Origin of the sequence: Klebsiella sp. CN_Kp097 (assembly GCF_040064495.1) — a bacterium.
Taxonomy (GTDB): domain Bacteria; phylum Pseudomonadota; class Gammaproteobacteria; order Enterobacterales; family Enterobacteriaceae; genus Klebsiella; species Klebsiella aerogenes.
Window position 1 is genome coordinate 140,607 of the sequence record NZ_JBEAIL010000002.1, and the last position, 17,354, is coordinate 157,960.

The 17,354-nt window shown below is 59.2% G+C and carries 13 protein-coding genes; 6 read left to right on the top strand and 7 right to left on the bottom strand.

Annotation, left to right across the window (positions count from 1 at the left end; genetic code table 11):
* Nucleotides 1-5 precede the first annotated feature (5 nt).
* Nucleotides 6-1,493 carry an altronate dehydratase family protein gene (locus ABLV07_RS02885; RefSeq protein WP_348853303.1) on the top strand — a complete coding sequence of 496 codons (1,488 nt, stop codon included), beginning with the start codon at nt 6-8 and terminating at the stop codon, nt 1,491-1,493.
* 528 nt (nt 1,494-2,021) lie between these two features.
* Here ABLV07_RS02885 and sstT read toward each other — a convergent pair.
* The 4 genes from sstT to ABLV07_RS02905 form a co-directional block, all read right to left on the bottom strand.
* Nucleotides 2,022-3,269 carry a serine/threonine transporter SstT gene (gene sstT, locus ABLV07_RS02890; protein ID WP_015703565.1) on the bottom strand — a complete coding sequence of 416 codons (1,248 nt, stop codon included), beginning with the start codon at nt 3,267-3,269 and terminating at the stop codon, nt 2,022-2,024.
* Between the two features lie 267 nt (nt 3,270-3,536).
* Complete coding sequence (locus tag ABLV07_RS02895; protein ID WP_020077873.1) at nt 3,537-4,505, bottom strand: TerC family protein; 969 nt, start codon at nt 4,503-4,505, stop codon at nt 3,537-3,539.
* Between the two features lie 391 nt (nt 4,506-4,896).
* A complete protein-coding gene (locus ABLV07_RS02900; RefSeq protein WP_348853304.1) occupies nt 4,897-5,886 on the bottom strand; it encodes a Gfo/Idh/MocA family oxidoreductase in 990 nt (329 codons plus the stop codon).
* Nucleotides 5,887-5,959: 73 nt separating this feature from the next.
* A complete protein-coding gene (locus ABLV07_RS02905) occupies nt 5,960-6,460 on the bottom strand; it encodes a M48 family metallopeptidase (RefSeq protein ID WP_048231381.1) in 501 nt (166 codons plus the stop codon).
* 70 nt (nt 6,461-6,530) lie between these two features.
* Here ABLV07_RS02905 and rlmG point away from each other — a divergent pair, with 70 nt between their 5' ends.
* Entirely contained in the window at nt 6,531-7,661 is a 1,131-nt protein-coding gene (gene rlmG / locus ABLV07_RS02910) for a 23S rRNA (guanine(1835)-N(2))-methyltransferase RlmG (protein WP_048231380.1), read from the top strand.
* A 133-nt stretch (nt 7,662-7,794) separates the two neighbouring features.
* Here rlmG and ABLV07_RS02915 read toward each other — a convergent pair whose 3' ends face one another.
* The 3 genes from ABLV07_RS02915 to lsrR all read right to left on the bottom strand — a co-directional run bounded on the left by ABLV07_RS02915 (nt 7,795) and on the right by lsrR (nt 12,605).
* Complete coding sequence (locus ABLV07_RS02915; protein WP_348853305.1) at nt 7,795-9,816, bottom strand: NADPH-dependent 2,4-dienoyl-CoA reductase; 2,022 nt, start codon at nt 9,814-9,816, stop codon at nt 7,795-7,797.
* A 181-nt stretch (nt 9,817-9,997) separates the two neighbouring features.
* Nucleotides 9,998-11,596: an autoinducer-2 kinase gene (gene lsrK / locus ABLV07_RS02920; protein WP_015369587.1), complete on the bottom strand. Its 1,599-nt coding sequence runs from the start codon at nt 11,594-11,596 to the stop codon at nt 9,998-10,000.
* 37 nt (nt 11,597-11,633) lie between these two features.
* Nucleotides 11,634-12,605 carry a transcriptional regulator LsrR gene (gene lsrR / locus ABLV07_RS02925; RefSeq protein WP_048231378.1) on the bottom strand — a complete coding sequence of 324 codons (972 nt, stop codon included), beginning with the start codon at nt 12,603-12,605 and terminating at the stop codon, nt 11,634-11,636.
* A 218-nt stretch (nt 12,606-12,823) separates the two neighbouring features.
* Between lsrR and lsrA the strand changes: the two genes are divergently transcribed.
* Genes lsrA through lsrB form a run of 4 tightly spaced genes read left to right on the top strand, consistent with a single transcriptional unit; the run spans nt 12,824 to nt 17,344 of the window.
* On the top strand, nt 12,824-14,311 hold the full coding sequence (lsrA, locus tag ABLV07_RS02930; RefSeq protein WP_048231377.1) for an autoinducer 2 ABC transporter ATP-binding protein LsrA: 1,488 nt from the start codon (nt 12,824-12,826) through the stop codon (nt 14,309-14,311).
* Nucleotides 14,308-15,342 carry an autoinducer 2 ABC transporter permease LsrC gene (gene lsrC, locus ABLV07_RS02935; protein WP_012967197.1) on the top strand — a complete coding sequence of 345 codons (1,035 nt, stop codon included), beginning with the start codon at nt 14,308-14,310 and terminating at the stop codon, nt 15,340-15,342. Before lsrA ends, lsrC begins: the two co-directional genes overlap by 4 nt.
* A complete protein-coding gene (gene lsrD / locus ABLV07_RS02940; protein WP_015369590.1) occupies nt 15,343-16,341 on the top strand; it encodes an autoinducer 2 ABC transporter permease LsrD in 999 nt (332 codons plus the stop codon).
* 1 nt (nt 16,342) lies between these two features.
* The gene (lsrB, locus tag ABLV07_RS02945) at nt 16,343-17,344 is read left to right on the top strand and encodes an autoinducer 2 ABC transporter substrate-binding protein LsrB (RefSeq protein ID WP_004144833.1); all 1,002 of its coding nucleotides are present in this window, start codon (nt 16,343-16,345) and stop codon (nt 17,342-17,344) included.
* Nucleotides 17,345-17,354 lie beyond the last annotated feature (10 nt).

Sequence of the window (17,354 nt, forward strand, 5' to 3'; positions counted from 1 at the left end):
TTGATATGCAATACATCAAAATCCATTCGCAGGATAACGTCGCGGTGGCGCTGGCGGATATGACGTCAGGCAGCGTGGTGACGAGTGATAACGATACCGTCACCCTTAGCCAGGATGTTGTCCGCGGTCATAAGTTCGCGCTGCGGGCCATTGCGAAAGGTGAAAACGTCATTAAGTACGGGTTGCCGATTGGTCATGCGCTGGCGGATATCGCGCCGGGCGAGCATGTTCATGCGCACAATACGCGTACCAATCTGAGCGATCTTGACGCGTATCGCTATCAACCAGACCGGGTTGAACAACCGGCGCAACCTGCGGATCGCGACGTCGAGATTTATCGTCGCGCCAGCGGTGAAGTCGGCGTGCGTAACGAATTATGGATCCTGCCGACCGTGGGCTGTGTTAACGGCATCGCCCGGCAGATCCAGAATCGTTTCCTGAAAGAGACCAACGACGCGGAAGGCACCGACGGCGTCTTCCTTTTCAGCCACACCTACGGCTGCTCGCAGTTGGGAGATGACCATATCAACACCCGTACCATGCTGCAAAACATGGTCCGCCACCCGAATGCCGGGGCGGTGTTGGTGATTGGTCTTGGCTGCGAGAACAACCAGGTTGATGCCTTCCGTGAAACGCTGGGGGATTTTGACCCGGAACGCGTGCACTTCATGATTTGCCAACATCAGGAAGATGAAGTGGAAGCGGGAATTGAGCATCTTCATCAGCTCTATGAAGTGATGCGCCATGATAAACGCGAAGCGGGTAAACTGAGCGAACTGAAGTTTGGCCTTGAGTGTGGCGGCTCGGACGGCCTGTCCGGCATTACCGCTAACCCAATGCTGGGGCGTTTTTCTGACTACCTGATTGCGAACGGCGGCACTACGGTGTTGACCGAAGTGCCGGAAATGTTCGGCGCTGAGCAACTACTGATGAGCCACTGTCGCGACGAAGAGACTTTCGGCAAACTGGTCACCATGGTCAATGATTTTAAACAGTATTTTATCGCCCACGACCAGCCTATCTACGAGAACCCGTCGCCGGGTAACAAAGCGGGCGGTATCACGACGCTGGAAGATAAGTCGCTTGGCTGCACGCAGAAAGCGGGTTCCAGCCAGGTGGTTGACGTTCTGCGCTACGGTGAACGTTTGAAAGTCCACGGGTTGAATCTGTTGAGCGCGCCGGGTAACGACGCGGTGGCGACCAGCGCGCTGGCGGGCGCCGGCTGCCATATGGTGCTGTTCAGTACCGGCCGCGGCACCCCTTATGGCGGTTTCGTTCCGACGGTAAAAATCGCTACCAACAGCGAGCTGGCGGCGAAGAAAAAGCACTGGATTGATTTCGATGCCGGGCAGTTAATTCACGGGAAAGCGATGCCGCAGGTGTTGGAGGAGTTTGTCGATCTGATCGTCGATATCGCCAACGGCAAGCAGACCTGCAACGAACGCAATGATTTCCGCGAACTGGCAATCTTTAAAAGCGGCGTCACGCTGTAACGACGGTGACTACCGCGGTGTTTGAAAGGTCGGATAAGCATAGCGCCATCCGACAACATTAAACTCCCCCCGGTCGCGCTTACGCTTACCGGGGCTACCAACTGAATAGGTCCGTAGATACTGTTATCGATTTGCAACTGTTTTGGTCCGGGAAAAACAGTTGTTTTTTATTATTTCAGAGCAGATTGCGCTCCCGATATTTCTTCTGCGTTATGTCCCTCATGGCGCAGGGAGCGCACAAAGGGCGGCCAGTCGCCGCCGCCCTCTGTACTCCCGGGCTCTGGCCGCCAAAATCGCCACTTCGTGGTACCTTCGACTTATCCCGGCAGGCTTCGGGTCGGGCCGAGGCAGCGTCCCTGCAAATCACGGCCCTCAGCCCGCATCCATGCGGGCTGCCCCGGCCTTCCGGGAACGTCTCAGCGATTTTGAGGCCACCAACACTGGCAGTTTCAGCCAGCATGGTGAATAAATTAAAGGCAGGCCGCACGTACCGTAGGTCGGATAAGCGTAGCGCCATCCGACAATACGCTAACTACGCAGGGCGTTCTTCGCCAGCTGTTCGTCTTCGGCCATACAGGCCGCGGCGGTGAACAGCGCATCGGTTGACGAGTTGAGCGCCGTTTCGCAGGAATCCTGCAGCACGCCGATAATAAAGCCGACGGCGACAACCTGCATGGCGACATCGTTCGGAATACCGAACATGTTACAGGCCAGCGGGATCAGCAGCAGCGAACCGCCTGCCACCCCGGAAGCGCCGCAGGCGCACAGCGAGGCCACTACGCTCAGCAGCAGCGCCGTCGGTAGATCCACCGGAATATTCAACGTATGCACCGCCGCCAGCGTCAGCACGGTGATAGTAATCGCCGCGCCCGCCATATTGATGGTCGCCCCCAGCGGAATAGATACCGAATAGGTATCGCGATCCAGATTCAGCTTCTCGCACAGCGCCATATTCACCGGAATGTTGGCGGCGGAGCTGCGGGTAAAGAAGGCGTAGACGCCGCTTTCACGCAGGCAGGTCAGCACCAGCGGATACGGGTTACGGCGGATTTTCCAGAATACCAGCAGCGGGTTAATCACCAGCGCCACCAGTAGCATGCAGCCGATCAGCACCAGCAGCAGCTGGGCGTAGCCCCACAGGGTATCGAAACCAGTCGTCGCCAGCGTTGAGGAGACCAGGCCAAAAATCCCCAGCGGCGCAAAGCGGATCACCAGCTTGACGATAAAGGTCACCGCGTGCGAGACGTCGTTAATCAGGTTTTTAGTGCTGTCGTTACCGTGGCGCAGCGCGAAGCCCAGCCCCACCGCCCACACCAGAATGCCGATATAGTTGGCGTTCAGCAGCGCGTCGATAGGGTTAGCCACCATGCTCATCAGCAGCCCGCGTAGCACCTCTACAATCCCCGATGGCGGGGTGATGCTGTCCGCCGCGCTGGTCAGATGCAGCGTAGAAGGGAAAACAAAGCTAAACAGCACCGCGGTGAGCGCCGCGCTGAAGGTCCCCAGCAGATAGAGAAACAGAATCGGGCGGATACTGGTTTTTTGTCCGTGCTGATGGTTTGCGATCGACGCCATCACCAGCATTAATACCAGCACCGGCGCGACGGCTTTCAGCGCGCCGACGAACAGCGTTCCCAGCAGCCCGACCGCGATAGCGGCCGGTTTCGAGACCAGCGCCAGTACCACGCCAAGTACCAGTCCCAACAGGATTTGTTTCACCAGACTGCCCTGCGCCAGGCGCTGCAGCAGCCCCGACGGGCGGGTTTGTGTTGTCATAAATCATTCCTTCCAGTGATGTAGCAGTCCATCCCGGCGACGTATTATTTGTTACGTTTATGTCCGGATGTAAATGAATGTTTGCATGGTCGAGTATACGGAAAGAACGCGAGGGAGGAAGCGTATTCTACTGTTTCTTGCACGCCGATCTTATTTTTTAACTATATATTAACGTTTTTGTGACATGGATAAAGATTATGCGCGGGAAAGCTAACGCAGGGCAGCGTATCCCGGCCAGATACACAATATCTGGCCGGGAACAGGGGGTTATTGCAGCTGTTTCTTCTTATCGTTCTGTTTGTTCACCCAGGCGTTAATCAGCAGCGTCGCCGCCAGGATACCGCCCACCACGCCGAGGGAAACGGCGATCGGAATGTGGTAGAAATCGACGATTAGCATCTTGATACCGATAAACACCAGGATCACTGACAGACCATATTTCAGCATCGAGAAGCGTTCGGCCACGCCCGCCAACAGGAAGTACATCGCACGCAGGCCGAGAATCGCAAACAGGTTAGAGGTCAGCACGATAAACGGGTCGGTGGTCACCGCGAAAATCGCCGGGATGCTATCAACGGCGAAAATCACGTCGCTCAGCTCAACCAGGATCAGCACCAGCAGCAGCGGCGTGGCGAACAGCACGCCATTTTTACGGGTGAAGAAGCGCTCGCTCTCGATTTTATCCGTCATCCGCAGATGGCTGCGGATCCAACGCACCAGCGGCTTATCGCCGATCCCGGAATCATCTTCTTTCGCCAGCGCCATTTTCACCCCGGTAAACAGCAGGAACGCGCCGAACACGTACAGTAGCCATTCGAACTGCGAAATCAGCCAGCTGCCGGTGAAAATCATAATGGTACGCAGGACAATCGCCCCGAGGACGCCATACACCAGTACCCGGCGCTGTAGCGCAGGCGGCACGGCAAAGTAGCTAAAGAGCATTAGCCAGACGAAGACGTTATCGACCGCCAGTGATTTTTCGATCAGATAACCGGTGAGGAAGGCTAACGCCTGCGGATCGGCGACGGCGCGGCCCTGCGTTTGCACCAAATACCACCAGAAAGCGGCGTTAAACAGCAGGGAGAGGGTGACCCACAGGATGGACCAACCGGCGGCCTGCTTCATGGTCATGGTATGCGCACCGCGCCTTCCCTGAAGCAGTAAATCGATCGCCAGCATGATGACCACGACTACAGCGAATCCGCCCCATAACAACGGCGTGCCGACACTATTCATTGCGTTATTCCTTACATAAAAACAAAACGGCTGTCGTCGAAAGACGGCAGCCGCTGCGCTTTTATGCATAGACCTCGCCTTCCGGCAAGGTCTCACTTACAACAAGAGCGGACATGGATCCTTGGTCTTGTTGCCCGGCGACCGGATGCGGTTTTGCACGCATCGTAATGACGATCGACCGGCCAGGAAGTTACTCCCCTTTGCACGTAACAAAGTATTACAAGTTATAAAGGGCGTCAATTGAGGTCGAGGGCCCATTTACACTCCTTTACGCTATACCCGTCATACTTCAAGCTGCAGGTACGTTGGCTGCGTGCGTTCACCCCAGTCACATAGTTATCTATGCTCCTGGGGATTCGCGCACTTGCCGCCTTCCTGCAACTTGAATTATTTAGGGTATAGGTTGAGTATCCGCAGGGAAGACCACGCCGGTCTGGCGACGGATTTCGCTAAGCAGTTTTGCCGTAATGCGGCTGACTTCAAGCCCTGGATGAGCGACATCGTTGGCTTCCACCAGCCGCACGAACGCTTCCGCTTCATACAGCATAGTATTGATGTGCTGAGGCTGGGTGAGATCCTGCGCTTTTCCGCCGCGTGGAATAAAGGCTACCTTCTGGCATTCGGAGATTTTCTCAATCACCAGCGCGCCCTCTTCGCCCTGGATTTCGCTAGGGATAGTGGAGTCGCTGACCTTCGAGTGGTGCAGGGTGACATCGAAATCGCCGTAGCTCAGCACTACCGTGCCCTGGCCATCAACACCGCTTGCCAGCAGGCTGGCGCTGGCATGGACCGCTTGCGGTTCGCCCCACAGCGCGACCGCCGAGGCGAGGCAGTAAAAACCGATATCCATAATCGAGCCATTGGAAAAGGCCGGGTTGAAAGTATTCGGGTTTTCGCCGTCGAGATAGCGCTGATAACGCGAAGAGTACTGACAGTAGTTGATGAAGGCTTTACGTAATTTGCCCACTTTATCGAGCGCTTCGCGCAGCAGCAGGAAGTTGGGCAGGCTGGCGGTTTTGAAGGCTTCAAACAGCACCACGTTGTTTTCTTTAGCCACGGCAATCGCCGCTTCAACCTCTTGCAGGTTCGATGCCAGCGGCTTTTCGCAAATCACGTGCTTTTTATGGCTCAGGAACAGGCGGGTTTGCGGGAAGTGTAGCGAGTTCGGGCTGGCAATATAGACCGCGTCAACGTCAGGGCTCTGCGCCAGTTCATCGAGCGAGGTAAACAGATGCTCGACCGGGTAGTCATTAGCGAAAGCTTGCGCCTGTTCAAGGCTGCGGGAATAAATCGCGGTGAGTTTAAATTTACCGGTTTCATGGGCGGCATCGACAAACTGCTTAGTAATCCAGTTTGTGCCAACAACTGCGAAACGTATCATAAACGTTGACGAACTCCGTTAAAGGGGACCTTTCGTCACTCTAGCACGCCATGATGACAAAACGAGTGCGCTATCACGCAGAACGGTTTAACGAAAGGTGCGTCAGCCACAGGCGGGTATCGAACTCTAACTGGTGATACTGCGGCTCCATATGACAGCACAGCTGATAGAAGGCTTTGTTGTGATCCTTCTCTTTTAAGTGCGCCAGTTCATGAACCACGATCATGCGCAGAAACGCTTCCGGCGCGTCGCGAAACACCGTCGCTACGCGGATTTCCGCTTTGGCTTTCAGTTTGCCTCCCTGAACGCGGGAAATGGCGGTATGCAGACCAAGCGCGTTCTTCAGCACGTGGATTTTACTGTCGTACATCACCTTATTGATTGGCGCCGCCCCGCGCAGATAGCGGGCCTTCAGATCCTGGGTGTATTGATATAACGCCTTATCACTGTTGACATCATGCCCCTGCGGATAGCGCTTTTGCAGCACCTCGCCGAGACGGTCTTGCTCGATTAAGGTGGTCACCTGCGACAGCAGCGATTCGGGGTAGCCCTGAAGGTAAGGTAGCGGGTTCATGGTGAAAAAAGTTTACTTCTCCGGAGAATTGAGCGATAACACGCGCGAATTTTAGCATTTCGGAGGGGCGATGAGCCAGGTAGAGTTAAACGGTGAGTTATTCACATTAGAGCGGTTCCCACCTAACGCTGAAGAAGAAGCGCTTCAGGCATGGGAAGCGGCGGATGAATATCTGCTGCAACAGGTGAATGACGTCGACGGCCTGACGCTCATCTTCAACGACGGCTTCGGCGCGCTCTCCTGCGCGTTGGCGGAGCGCAACCCGGTCAGCATCAACGATTCCTTTATTTCCGAGCTGGCGACCCGCCACAACCTGCGGATGAACGGTATCGAGGAAGAGAGCGTGCGCTTTCAGGATAGCCTGAGCCCGCTGCCGGCCGCGCCGGCGCTGGTGCTGATTAAGGTGCCAAAACAGCTGGCGCTGCTGGAACAGCAACTGCGCGCGCTGCGCGAAGTGGTGACGCCGGAGACCCGCATTATCGCCGCGGCGAAAGCCCGGGATGTGCACAACTCGACGCTGGCGCTGTTTGAAAAAATCCTCGGCACTACCACCACCTCGCTGGCGTGGAAAAAAGCGCGTCTGATCCACTGCGTTTTCACGGCCCCCAAGCTTGCCGATGCGCCGCAAACCTACAGCTGGAAGCTGGACGGTACGCCGTGGACCATCCATAACCACGCCAACGTTTTTGCCCGCAGCGGCCTGGACATCGGCGCGCGTTTCTTCCTTCAGCACTTACCGTCTGATTTAGAAGGCGAGATCGCCGATCTCGGCTGCGGCAATGGGGTGATTGGCCTGCAGGCGCTGGCGCAAAATCCAAACGCCAGCGTGATGTTCACCGATGAGTCGCACATGGCGGTGGCTTCCAGCCGTTTGAACGTCGAGCGCAACCTGCCGGACGATATCGCACGCTGTGAATTTATGGTCAACAATTCGCTTTCCGGCATTGAGCCCGACCGCTTTACGGCGATTCTGTGTAATCCGCCGTTCCATCAGCAACACGCTATTACCGACCATATCGCCTGGCAGATGTTTAACGATGCCCGCCGCAGCCTGAAATACGGCGGCGAGCTGTACGTCGTCGGCAACCGCCACCTCGATTACTTCCGTAAGCTGAAGCGCGCTTTTGGTAATTGCACGACGATTGCGACGAACAATAAGTTTGTCATTTTGAAAGCAACGAAGGTGCGTAAGCAGCGCTGATTCTTGTTGTTGTCTCCCCCCGGCTTGCGGCTGTCGCCTTAGCCGGGCTACCGACTGTCGCCTTAGCCGGGCAACCGTTCGGGATTATCGTGGTAGCCCGGGGAAGGCGCATCGCGCCGCCCCCGGGACACGGCTAAATCGCCAGCGCCAGTTTTGTGCCCTGGGCAATCGCCCGACGCGCATCCAGCTCCGCCGCCACGTCGCAACCGCCGATGAGATGCACCGTTTTCCCCGCCGCGCGCAGCGGATCCGCCAGCTCGCGGCGCGGTTCCTGACCGGCGCAGATCACCACCTGATCGACCGCCAACAGCTGGCGCTCGCCGCCGATAGTGACATGTAACCCTTCATCATCGATCTTTTCATAGCTGACCGCCGGGATCATTTTCACGCCGCGCGCCAGCAGCGTCGCGCGGTGGATCCAACCGGTGGTTTTGCCGAGCCCTTCGCCCGGTTTGCTGGCTTTGCGCTGTAGCATCACAATCTGTCGCGGGCTTTTACTCAGCTGTGGGCCTTCAGCACTCAGCCCTCCTGCCGTTTGCAGGCTGGTATCGATACCCCATTCGCGGCAGAACTCGCCGATATCCTGGCTGGTGGCCGCGCCCGACTGGCTTAAATACATCGCGGTGTCGAAGCCGATGCCGCCGCAGCCGATAATCGCCACCTTCGCGCCAACCGGCGCTTTATCGCGCAAGACATCAAGGTAGCTCAGCACTTTGGGATGATCGATCCCGTCGATCTCCGGCAGGCGCGGGGCGATGCCGGTGGCGAGGATCGTCTCATCGAACGCCAGCAGATCGTCTGTCGTGACGCGGGTGTTCAGGCGTAGATCGACACCATGAAGATCGAGCATGGTGCGGTAGTAACGCAACGTCTCGTGAAACTCCTCTTTGCCGGGGATCTGTTTGGCGATATTAAACTGGCCGCCGATCTCCGGGAGCGCATCGAACAACGTGACATGATGACCGCGGGCGGCGGCGTTAACGGAGAAGGCCAGACCGGCCGGCCCGGCGCCGACGACCGCCAGCCGTTTAGGCGCGTTGGCAGGCAGGACCGGCATCAGGGTTTCATGACAGGCGCGCGGGTTGACCAGACAAGAGGTGACTTTGCCGGCGAAGATCCGATCGAGACACGCCTGGTTGCAACCGATGCAGGTATTGATCTCCCTGGCGCGATCGCGCTGCGCTTTCGACATAAATTCGGCGTCGGCGAGGAACGGGCGGGCCATCGATACCATATCGGCATCGCCGCGGGCGAGAATATCCTCCGCGACCTGCGGGTCGTTGATGCGGTTGGTGGTGATCAACGGGATCGACACCGCGCCTTTCAGCTTGCGGGTGACCCAACTAAAAGCTCCGCGCGGTACCGGCGTGGCGATGGTCGGAATGCGCGCTTCGTGCCAGCCAATCCCGGTGTTGATAATTGTCGCCCCCGCCGCTTCAATCGCTTTGGCCAGTTCGGTGACTTCCGCCAGCGTGCTGCCGTCGTTGACCAGATCGAGCATCGACAGGCGGTAGATGATAATGAAATCGTGGCCGGCGCGCTGGCGTACCGCCTTAACCACTTCTACGGCGAAACGCATGCGCCTGGCATAATCGCCGCCCCATTGGTCGTCGCGCTGGTTGGTGCGAGCGGCGAGAAATTCGTTAATCAGATAGCCCTCAGAGCCCATCACTTCTACGCCGTCATAGCCCGCTTCACGCGCCAGTTGGGCGCAGTGGGCAAAATCATCGATCAGCGTCATGATCTCATCGTGGCTCAGTTCATGGGGTGTAAAACGGTTAATCGGCGCCTGTAGCGCCGAAGGGGCCACTAGCGCGGGCTGGTAGCTGTAGCGCCCGGTGTGCATGATCTGCAGGGCGATTTTGCCGCCTTCCTGATGTACCGCGTCGGTAATATGGCGATGGTGCGCCAGATGGCTGGCATCGTTGAGTACCGCGCCGCCGGCCATGGTGACGCCAGAGGGCGCCGGAGCGATGCCGCCGGTGACGATCAGCGCCACGCCGTGACGGGCGCGTTCGGCGTAAAAGGCCGCCAGCCGCTGCGCGCCGTCCGGCAGCTCTTCCAGCCCGGTGTGCATTGAGCCCATCAACACGCGGTTTTTGAGCGTTGTGAAGCCCAGCTCAAGCGGGGCGAAAAGCGACGGATAGCGGCTCATAGTGGCTTCCAATGTAAAATTATTGTTATGTGGTCGGATGAGTTACTAATTTAGCCGTCGCGGAGAAAAAGGGAAAAGGGGAGTGCGGTGATTGTGATGGGATTCAAATAACGGAAATCGTTGTCCCTCACCCCGGCCCTCTCCCAAAGGGAGAGGGGGAAAGGCGGATCGGTACCGGTGGTTAGGGTGACGGGGAAGACGCTACGCGCTGGCGGCGCTCCAGGCCCGGTGCCTGCCACATCGATGTTGTCAGCCCGCTATCGACAAGGCCAAGCTGATCGGCGTACACCGTCTGCCACTTGCTCATCATCTCCTGATACAGCTCGCGATGCTGCGGATTTGGGGTGAACTCGCGGTGCCAGCTCACTAACCGTTCTCCTGTACTGGCCATATCGCCATACAGTCCGGCGCCGGTTCCGGCGGCGATGGCGCAGCCCAGAGCGGTGGCTTCGCGGACGACCGGCACCCGCACCGGCAGGCCGGTGACGTCGCTGAGGATTTGGCTCCACAGCGCGCCTTTAGAGCCGCCGCCGGCAAACACCAGGCTCTCGAATGTCACGCCGGAGAACTGCGAAATCTGGGCCAGGTTGCAGGCGGAGACAATCGCCGCGTTCTCCTCCAGCGCGCGGAACAGGGTCGCTTTGTTGCACTTCTCCGGATCGATGGAGAGGTTAATAAACGACGGCGCGGCGTGGTACCACTGCTTAAAGTGCATGGCGTCGGAAAAAATAGGCATCACGCCATGGGAACCGGCGGGCACGCGGCTGGCCATCTCTTCCAGTAGTGAATAGGCATCAACGCCGAGCCGCTCGGCAATCAGTTTTTCTTCAGCGCAGAAGGCGTCGCGGAACCAGCGCATGGTCAGGCCAGTAAAGAAGCTGATCGATTCCGCCTGCGCCATGCCGGGAATGACATGAGGATTAACGCGAATATTCATCTGCGGATCGGTACGCACCTGCGGCAGGTTGACCACCTGCTGCCAGAAAGTGCCGCCGAGTACCGCTGTTTGCCCGGCGCGCACCACCCCAAGGCCCAGGCAGCCGAGCTGGACGTCGCCGCCGCCCATCACCACCGGTGTCCCGGCGCGCAGGCCGCTCTGCTGCGCCGCCGCTTCGGTGACGGCGCCCAGCAGGGTACCGGTCTCTTTGACCGGCGACAGCATATCGGCGCGCAGCCCGGCCATATCCAGCAGCGCCGGGCGCCAGTCGCGGCTGAACAGGTCGAGCATGCCGGTGGTGCCGGCGTTTGACGGGTCGACCGCCAGCTCGCCGGATAGCTTCGCCGCCAGCCAGTCGCTGATCATGGTGATGGTTGCCGCTTTGCGGTAGATATCGGGGCGGTGGTGCGCCAGCCACAGCAGGCGCGGCATGGCGCTAAGCGCCAGGGTTTGTCCCGAGACCTCGTATACCTCGGATTCAAAACGATAGTCGTGGATCTCCTTAAGCTCCGCCACTTCGCGGCTGGCGCGGGCATCGACGTTGGCGCAGGCCCAGATGGCCTCGCCGTCGCGGTCATAGAGGACGATCCCTTCGCGCATCGAACAGCAGGCGACGGACTGAATATCGGCGGCAGAGAGCCGGGCGGCATCGAGCGCCTGGCGAATGCACTGGCAGGCCAGCTGCCAGTTGGTGGTAAGGTCGAACTCCATCGAGCCGGGGACGTTATCGACGCTCAGGTGTTTCCATTCGGCCTGGCCTACCGCCAACTGGCGCCCATTAAGATCGAAAATGACCGCCCGAATGCTGCCGGTCCCGGCATCTAACGCTAACAGGTAACTCATGACATGCGCCTCGCTGTTGTCGCGCGGCGCCAGGCCGTCAGGAGGCCAGTGCGAGCACCGCGCGTGCTGTTGTCTCTTCCGTTACCAGGCCATTAATGCGCTTGCCAATCAGAGCGGCATGAATCGCCTGCGCTTTTTGTTCTCCCCCGGCGATGCCGACAATGGTTGGCAGCTGCGCCAGCTCATCAAGGGTTATGCCGAGCAGTTCCCGATGGATCTCCAGTCCTTCTACCGGCCGGCCGTCGGCCTGCAGGAAATAACCTAAAATGTCGCCGACCGCGCCTTTGCGCGCGTACATCAGCTGTTCGCCCTCGCTGATATAGCCGGAGCGTAAAATAGTGGCGTCGCGCCGCTGATCGATGGCGCCAATGCCAACCACCGCCGCGTCCGCCGCCGTCGCCGCCAGCATCACGTCGCGCACGCTCGACTCGCGGCGCAGGATCTCGGCGACCTCCGCCGAAGAGACCCGCAGCGGCGCCGGAATAATGCTGACGCTGCAGGCGGCATCAAGCTGGCCGATGCCGGTCATATAGGGGCCGACGCCGCCGGAGAGGGTCACCAGCCGCACCTGCTGCGAGCCGATAAAGCCGCTGAGATGCTGCAGGCAGCTCATGGTGGCTTCGCCGAAACCGACTGCCAATAATTGCCCCGGTTGCAGAATGCCCATCAGAGACTGCGCCGCGCCGATACCCAGCCGGGTATTCATCGGCGGGGTGTTGAGCGCCGGCAGAACGCGGGCAATCTTGAGGCCAAAACGCTGCTGGAGTTCACTTTCCAGCGCCAGACAGCCCTCATAGCGCGAGTTGATCTGCACGCGGATCACCCCGGACTGGCGGCCTTTCTCCAGCAGGCGAGAAATCTTCAGCCGCGGCAGCCCCAAACGCTCGCCGATGTCATTTTGCGTCAGGCCGTCGTGGTAGTAGCACCACGCCACCCGCGCCACCAGCTCTTCCTCGGCTAACGCCAGCCCGGCGTAGCGGTTCTCTTCCGTAATGCGTTTTTCGCTCATAAATTGAACTCTTATAAAAATTTAGATCATATGTTCGCTATTGCGCGGTCGGAAAGTGTGAGCCGACTGGCAAAACGGATCTTTCATCGCTGACCCATTTTTTCCTGACGATCTAAAGCACCAAAGTGTGATCTTCGCACGGTTGTAAATATAGTTCACCGTCTACGCTTTTGAACATTATTAAATTTAAAAATCATTTGTTCAATCGAGGCGCGATGATGAAGCCACTGCTTGAAGCTCGCCAGATTTGCAAACAGTTCTCCGGCGTTGCGGTGCTCAAGGGCATTGATTTCACGCTAGGCGCGGGCCAGGTGCATGCGCTGATGGGCGGCAACGGCGCGGGTAAATCGACGCTGATGAAGATCATCGCCGGCGTAGAAACGCCGGATAGCGGTGAACTGACGATCGGCGAACGCGCGTTTGCGCGCCTCAATCCGGCGCTGGCTCATCAGTTAGGCATCTATTTGGTGCCGCAGGAGCCGATGCTGTTTCCCAACCTCAGCGTGCGCGAGAACATTCTTTTCCGCCTGCCGAAGCGGGCGGATACCGTCGCGCGGTTGCAGGACAAACTGCGGCAGCTGAACTGCCAGATCAACCTCGACGCCAGCGCCAGCACGCTCGAGGTAGCCGATCAACAGATGGTCGAGATCCTGCGCGGGCTGATGCGCGAGGCCAGGATCCTGATCCTGGATGAACCCACCGCCTCTTTAACGCCGGGTGAAACCGAGAGGCTCTTTAGCCAGATCCGAGCGTTACAGGCGCTGGACGTTGGGATCGTCTTTATCTCACACAAATTGCCCGAAATCCGCCAGCTTGCCAGCCATATTTCGGTGATGCGCGACGGCGCGGTGGTGCTGGGCGGCGAGACCGCGGCATACCGCGACGAACAACTGATTAACGCGATGACGCCGGTCAGCCGTGACCATACGCTGAGCGACACGCAAAAGCTGTGGCTGTCGCTACCGGGCAACCGCCGTACGCAACCGCAGGACTTTCCCGTGCTGCGGGTGGAAGATCTTACCGGCGAAGGCTTTATCGATCTCAATCTGGAGATCCGCGCCGGAGAGATCGTCGGTCTGGCCGGGTTGGTGGGATCCGGGCGCACCGAATTTGCTGAAACCTTATACGGCCTGCGTACACCGCGCGCCGGGCGGATCTGGCTGGAGAACCGCGAGATTAGCCGCGACAGCACCCGCGCCAGGTTGGCCAGCGGGCTGGTCTATCTGCCGGAAGACCGCCAGGTCTCGGGGCTGTTTCTCGATGCGCCGGTGCGCTGGAACACGGTGATGTTCAATCAGCCGTCGTGGTGGCAGCAGGGGAAACGGGAGGCGGCGGTGGTTGAACGCTATCACCGGGCACTGGGGATCAAGCTGGCCGATGGCGATCAGCCGGTGCGCACTCTCTCTGGCGGTAACCAGCAGAAGGTGCTGCTGGCGCGCTGTCTGGAAGCTAATCCGTTACTGCTGATTGTCGATGAGCCGACGCGCGGCGTGGATGTCTCCGCCCGCGCCGATATCTATCAACTGCTAAAAAGCGTTGCCGCGCAAAACGTGGCGGTGCTGATGATCTCCAGCGATCTGGATGAGTTCGTTGGCCTGGCCGACCGGGTACTGGTGATGCATCAGGGCCGCTACAGCGGTGAGCTGGCGCGGCAGGCGGTGACCGTCGATCGCATGATGACCCTGGCCTTCGGAGGGCAGGCATGAAAACGTTACTGAAGAATCGCGAACTGAGCGCCTTCTTTGCCATCGTAGCGCTCTTTGTTGTGCTGGTGGCGCTCAATCCAGCCTATTTCAGCCTGCAGACCCTGGCGATGATTTTCGCTAGCTCGCAGATCCTCTGCCTGCTGGCATTGGGCGCGACGCTGGTGATGCTGACTCGCAATATTGATGTGTCGGTAGGCTCGACCGTTGGGCTGTGTGCCATCGCCGTCGGCGTGGCGCTGAACAACGGTTACGGGCTGGCGACGGCTATCGCCTTCGCGCTGGCGATTGGCGCGCTGGCCGGAGCTTTTAACGGCCTGCTGGTGGTGGGGCTGCGCATCCCGGCGATCGTCGCGACGCTCGGAACGCTGGGGTTGTATCGCGGGGTGATGCTGTTGTGGACCGGCGGGAAATGGATCGAGGGTTTGCCCGACAGCCTGAAATCGCTCTCGGAGCCCGCGTTTATCGGCGTGTCGCCGCTGGGCTGGCTGGTGCTGGCGCTGCTGCTGGCAGGCGGCTGGCTGCTGTCGCGCACCGCATTCGGTCGTGATTTTTACGCCGTTGGCGATAACCTCGCCGCCGCGCGTCAGCTGGGCGTGGCGGTCAACCGCACGCGGATGCTGGCCTTTACTCTCAACGGTATGCTGGCGGCCTGCGCCGGGATCGTCTTCGCCGCGCAGATTGGTTTTGTGCCTAATCAGACCGGCAGCGGCCTGGAGATGAAAGCCATCGCCGCCTGCGTATTGGGCGGGATCTCGCTGCTCGGCGGCACCGGCACGCTGCTTGGCGCGTTTCTCGGCGCCTTTTTCCTCACCCAAATTGACACCGTACTGGTGCTGTTCCGCCTTCCCGCCTGGTGGAATGACTTTATCGCCGGCCTGGTGCTGCTCGGTGTGCTGGTGCTCGATGGCCGCCTGCGTCAGGCGCTGGCCCGCCATCAGCGGGCGCTGAAGTACAGCCGTTTTCAGCCAGGTAACAAAGGAAGCAAACAGGTTGCCCGCTTTCCCGAACGCAAAAGCAAAGAGGTGGCTTAAATGAAGCTGAAGCTTAACTGGGAAAGCGCGCTGCTGGCGTTGCTGATCGCGGAAATCCTGCTATTCGGCGCTTTGAATCCGCGCATGCTGGATATCAATATGCTGCTCTTTAGCACCAGCGACTTTATCTGCATCGGCATCGTCGCGCTGCCGCTGACGCTGGTGATCATCAGCGGCGGGATTGATATTTCGCTGGGCTCGACCATCGGCCTGTGCGCCATCGCCCTCGGGGTGATGACCCAGGCGGGCTGGCCGCTGTGGCTCGCGGTATCGCTGACGTTGCTCTTGGGGCTGCTATGCGGGTTATTCAACGCCGCGCTGATTCACTACACCGGCATCAGCCCGCTGGTGATCACGCTTGGTACGCTATATCTGTACGGCGGCGGCGCGCTGTTGCTTTCCGGGATGGCCGGCGCGACCGGTTACGAGGGGATTGGCGGTTTTCCCGATAGCTTCACCGCCTTCGCCAATTTAACCCTCGCCGGACTGCCGCTGCCGCTGGTGCTATTCGCGATTATCACCTTTTTCTTCTGGCTACTGGCCCATCGCGGGCGCTTTGGCCGCCACCTCTTTTTACTCGGGCAAAACCCGCGCGCCGCGCGCTATGCCGCGCTGTCGGTGAACGGCATCCCGTACGTGCTGTATGGCCTGGTTGGCGTCGCCTCGGCGGTCGCGGCGCTGGTGATGGTCTCCTATTTCGGCTCGGCGCGTTCGGATTTGGGCCGCGACCTGCTGATGCCTGCGCTGACCGCGGCGGTGCTCGGCGGGGCCAATATTTACGGCGGCTCGGGATCGATACTGGGTACCGCGCTGGCGGCATTGCTGGTGGGGTATCTGCAACAGGGTTTACAGATGGTCGGCATCCCCAACCAGGTGTCGAGCGCGCTGTCAGGGGCGCTGTTGGTTGTGGTGGTGATGGGGCGTTCGCTGAGCCTGCACCGTGAATGGGTGCGCGCGACCTGGCGGCGTCTTTTCTCGCATAAAACAATCGGAGCATAAAATGAAATTAAAACTGATCGTGCTGGCGCTGGCGATGAGCGTAGTCACCGCACAGGCGGCGGACCGCATCGCCTTTATTCCTAAGCTGGTCGGCGTCGGCTTCTTTACCAGCGGCGGCAACGGCGCGAAAGAGGCGGGGAAAGCGCTGGGCGTGGATGTCACCTATGACGGTCCCACCGAGCCCAGCGTCTCCGGCCAGGTGCAGCTTATCAACAACTTCGTCAACCAGGGCTACAACGCGATTATCGTCTCCGCCGTCTCGCCGGATGGCCTGTGTCCGGCGCTGAAGCGGGCGATGCAGCGCGGGGTGAAAGTCCTGACCTGGGATTCCGATACCAAGCCGGAGTGCCGCAGCATCTATATCAACCAGGGCACGCCGCAGCAGCTCGGCGGCCTGCTGGTCGAGATGGCGGAAAAGCAGGTCAGCAAACCTGCCGCCAAAGTCGCGTTTTTCTACTCCAGCCCGACGGTGACCGACCAGAACCAGTGGGTGAAGGAAGCCAAAGCCAAAATCGAAAAAGAGCATCCGCAGTGGCAAATCGTCACCACCCAGTTTGGCTATAACGATGCCACCAAATCGCTGCAAACCGCCGAGGGGATCTTAAAAGCGTATCCGGATCTCGACGCCATTATCGCGCCGGATGCCAATGCGCTGCCGGCGGCGGCGCAGGCGGCGGAGAACCTCAAGCGTCAGGGCGTGGCGATCGTCGGCTTTAGTACTCCGAACGTGATGCGCCCGTACGTTGAGCGCGGCACGGTGAAAGCGTTCGGCCTGTGGGATGTGGTTCAGCAGGGCAAAATTGCGGTTAACGTCGCCGATCGATTGTTGAAAAAGGGCGATCTTAACGTCGGCGACAGCGTTGAGGTGAAAGATATCGGCTCGCTGAAGGTCGAACCGAATAGCGTGCAGGGCTACCAGTATGAGGCGAAGGGCAACGGTATCGTGCTGCTGCCGGAGCGCGTGGTGTTCAGCAAAGAGAACATCAACAACTACGACTTCTGACGGAGGAAAA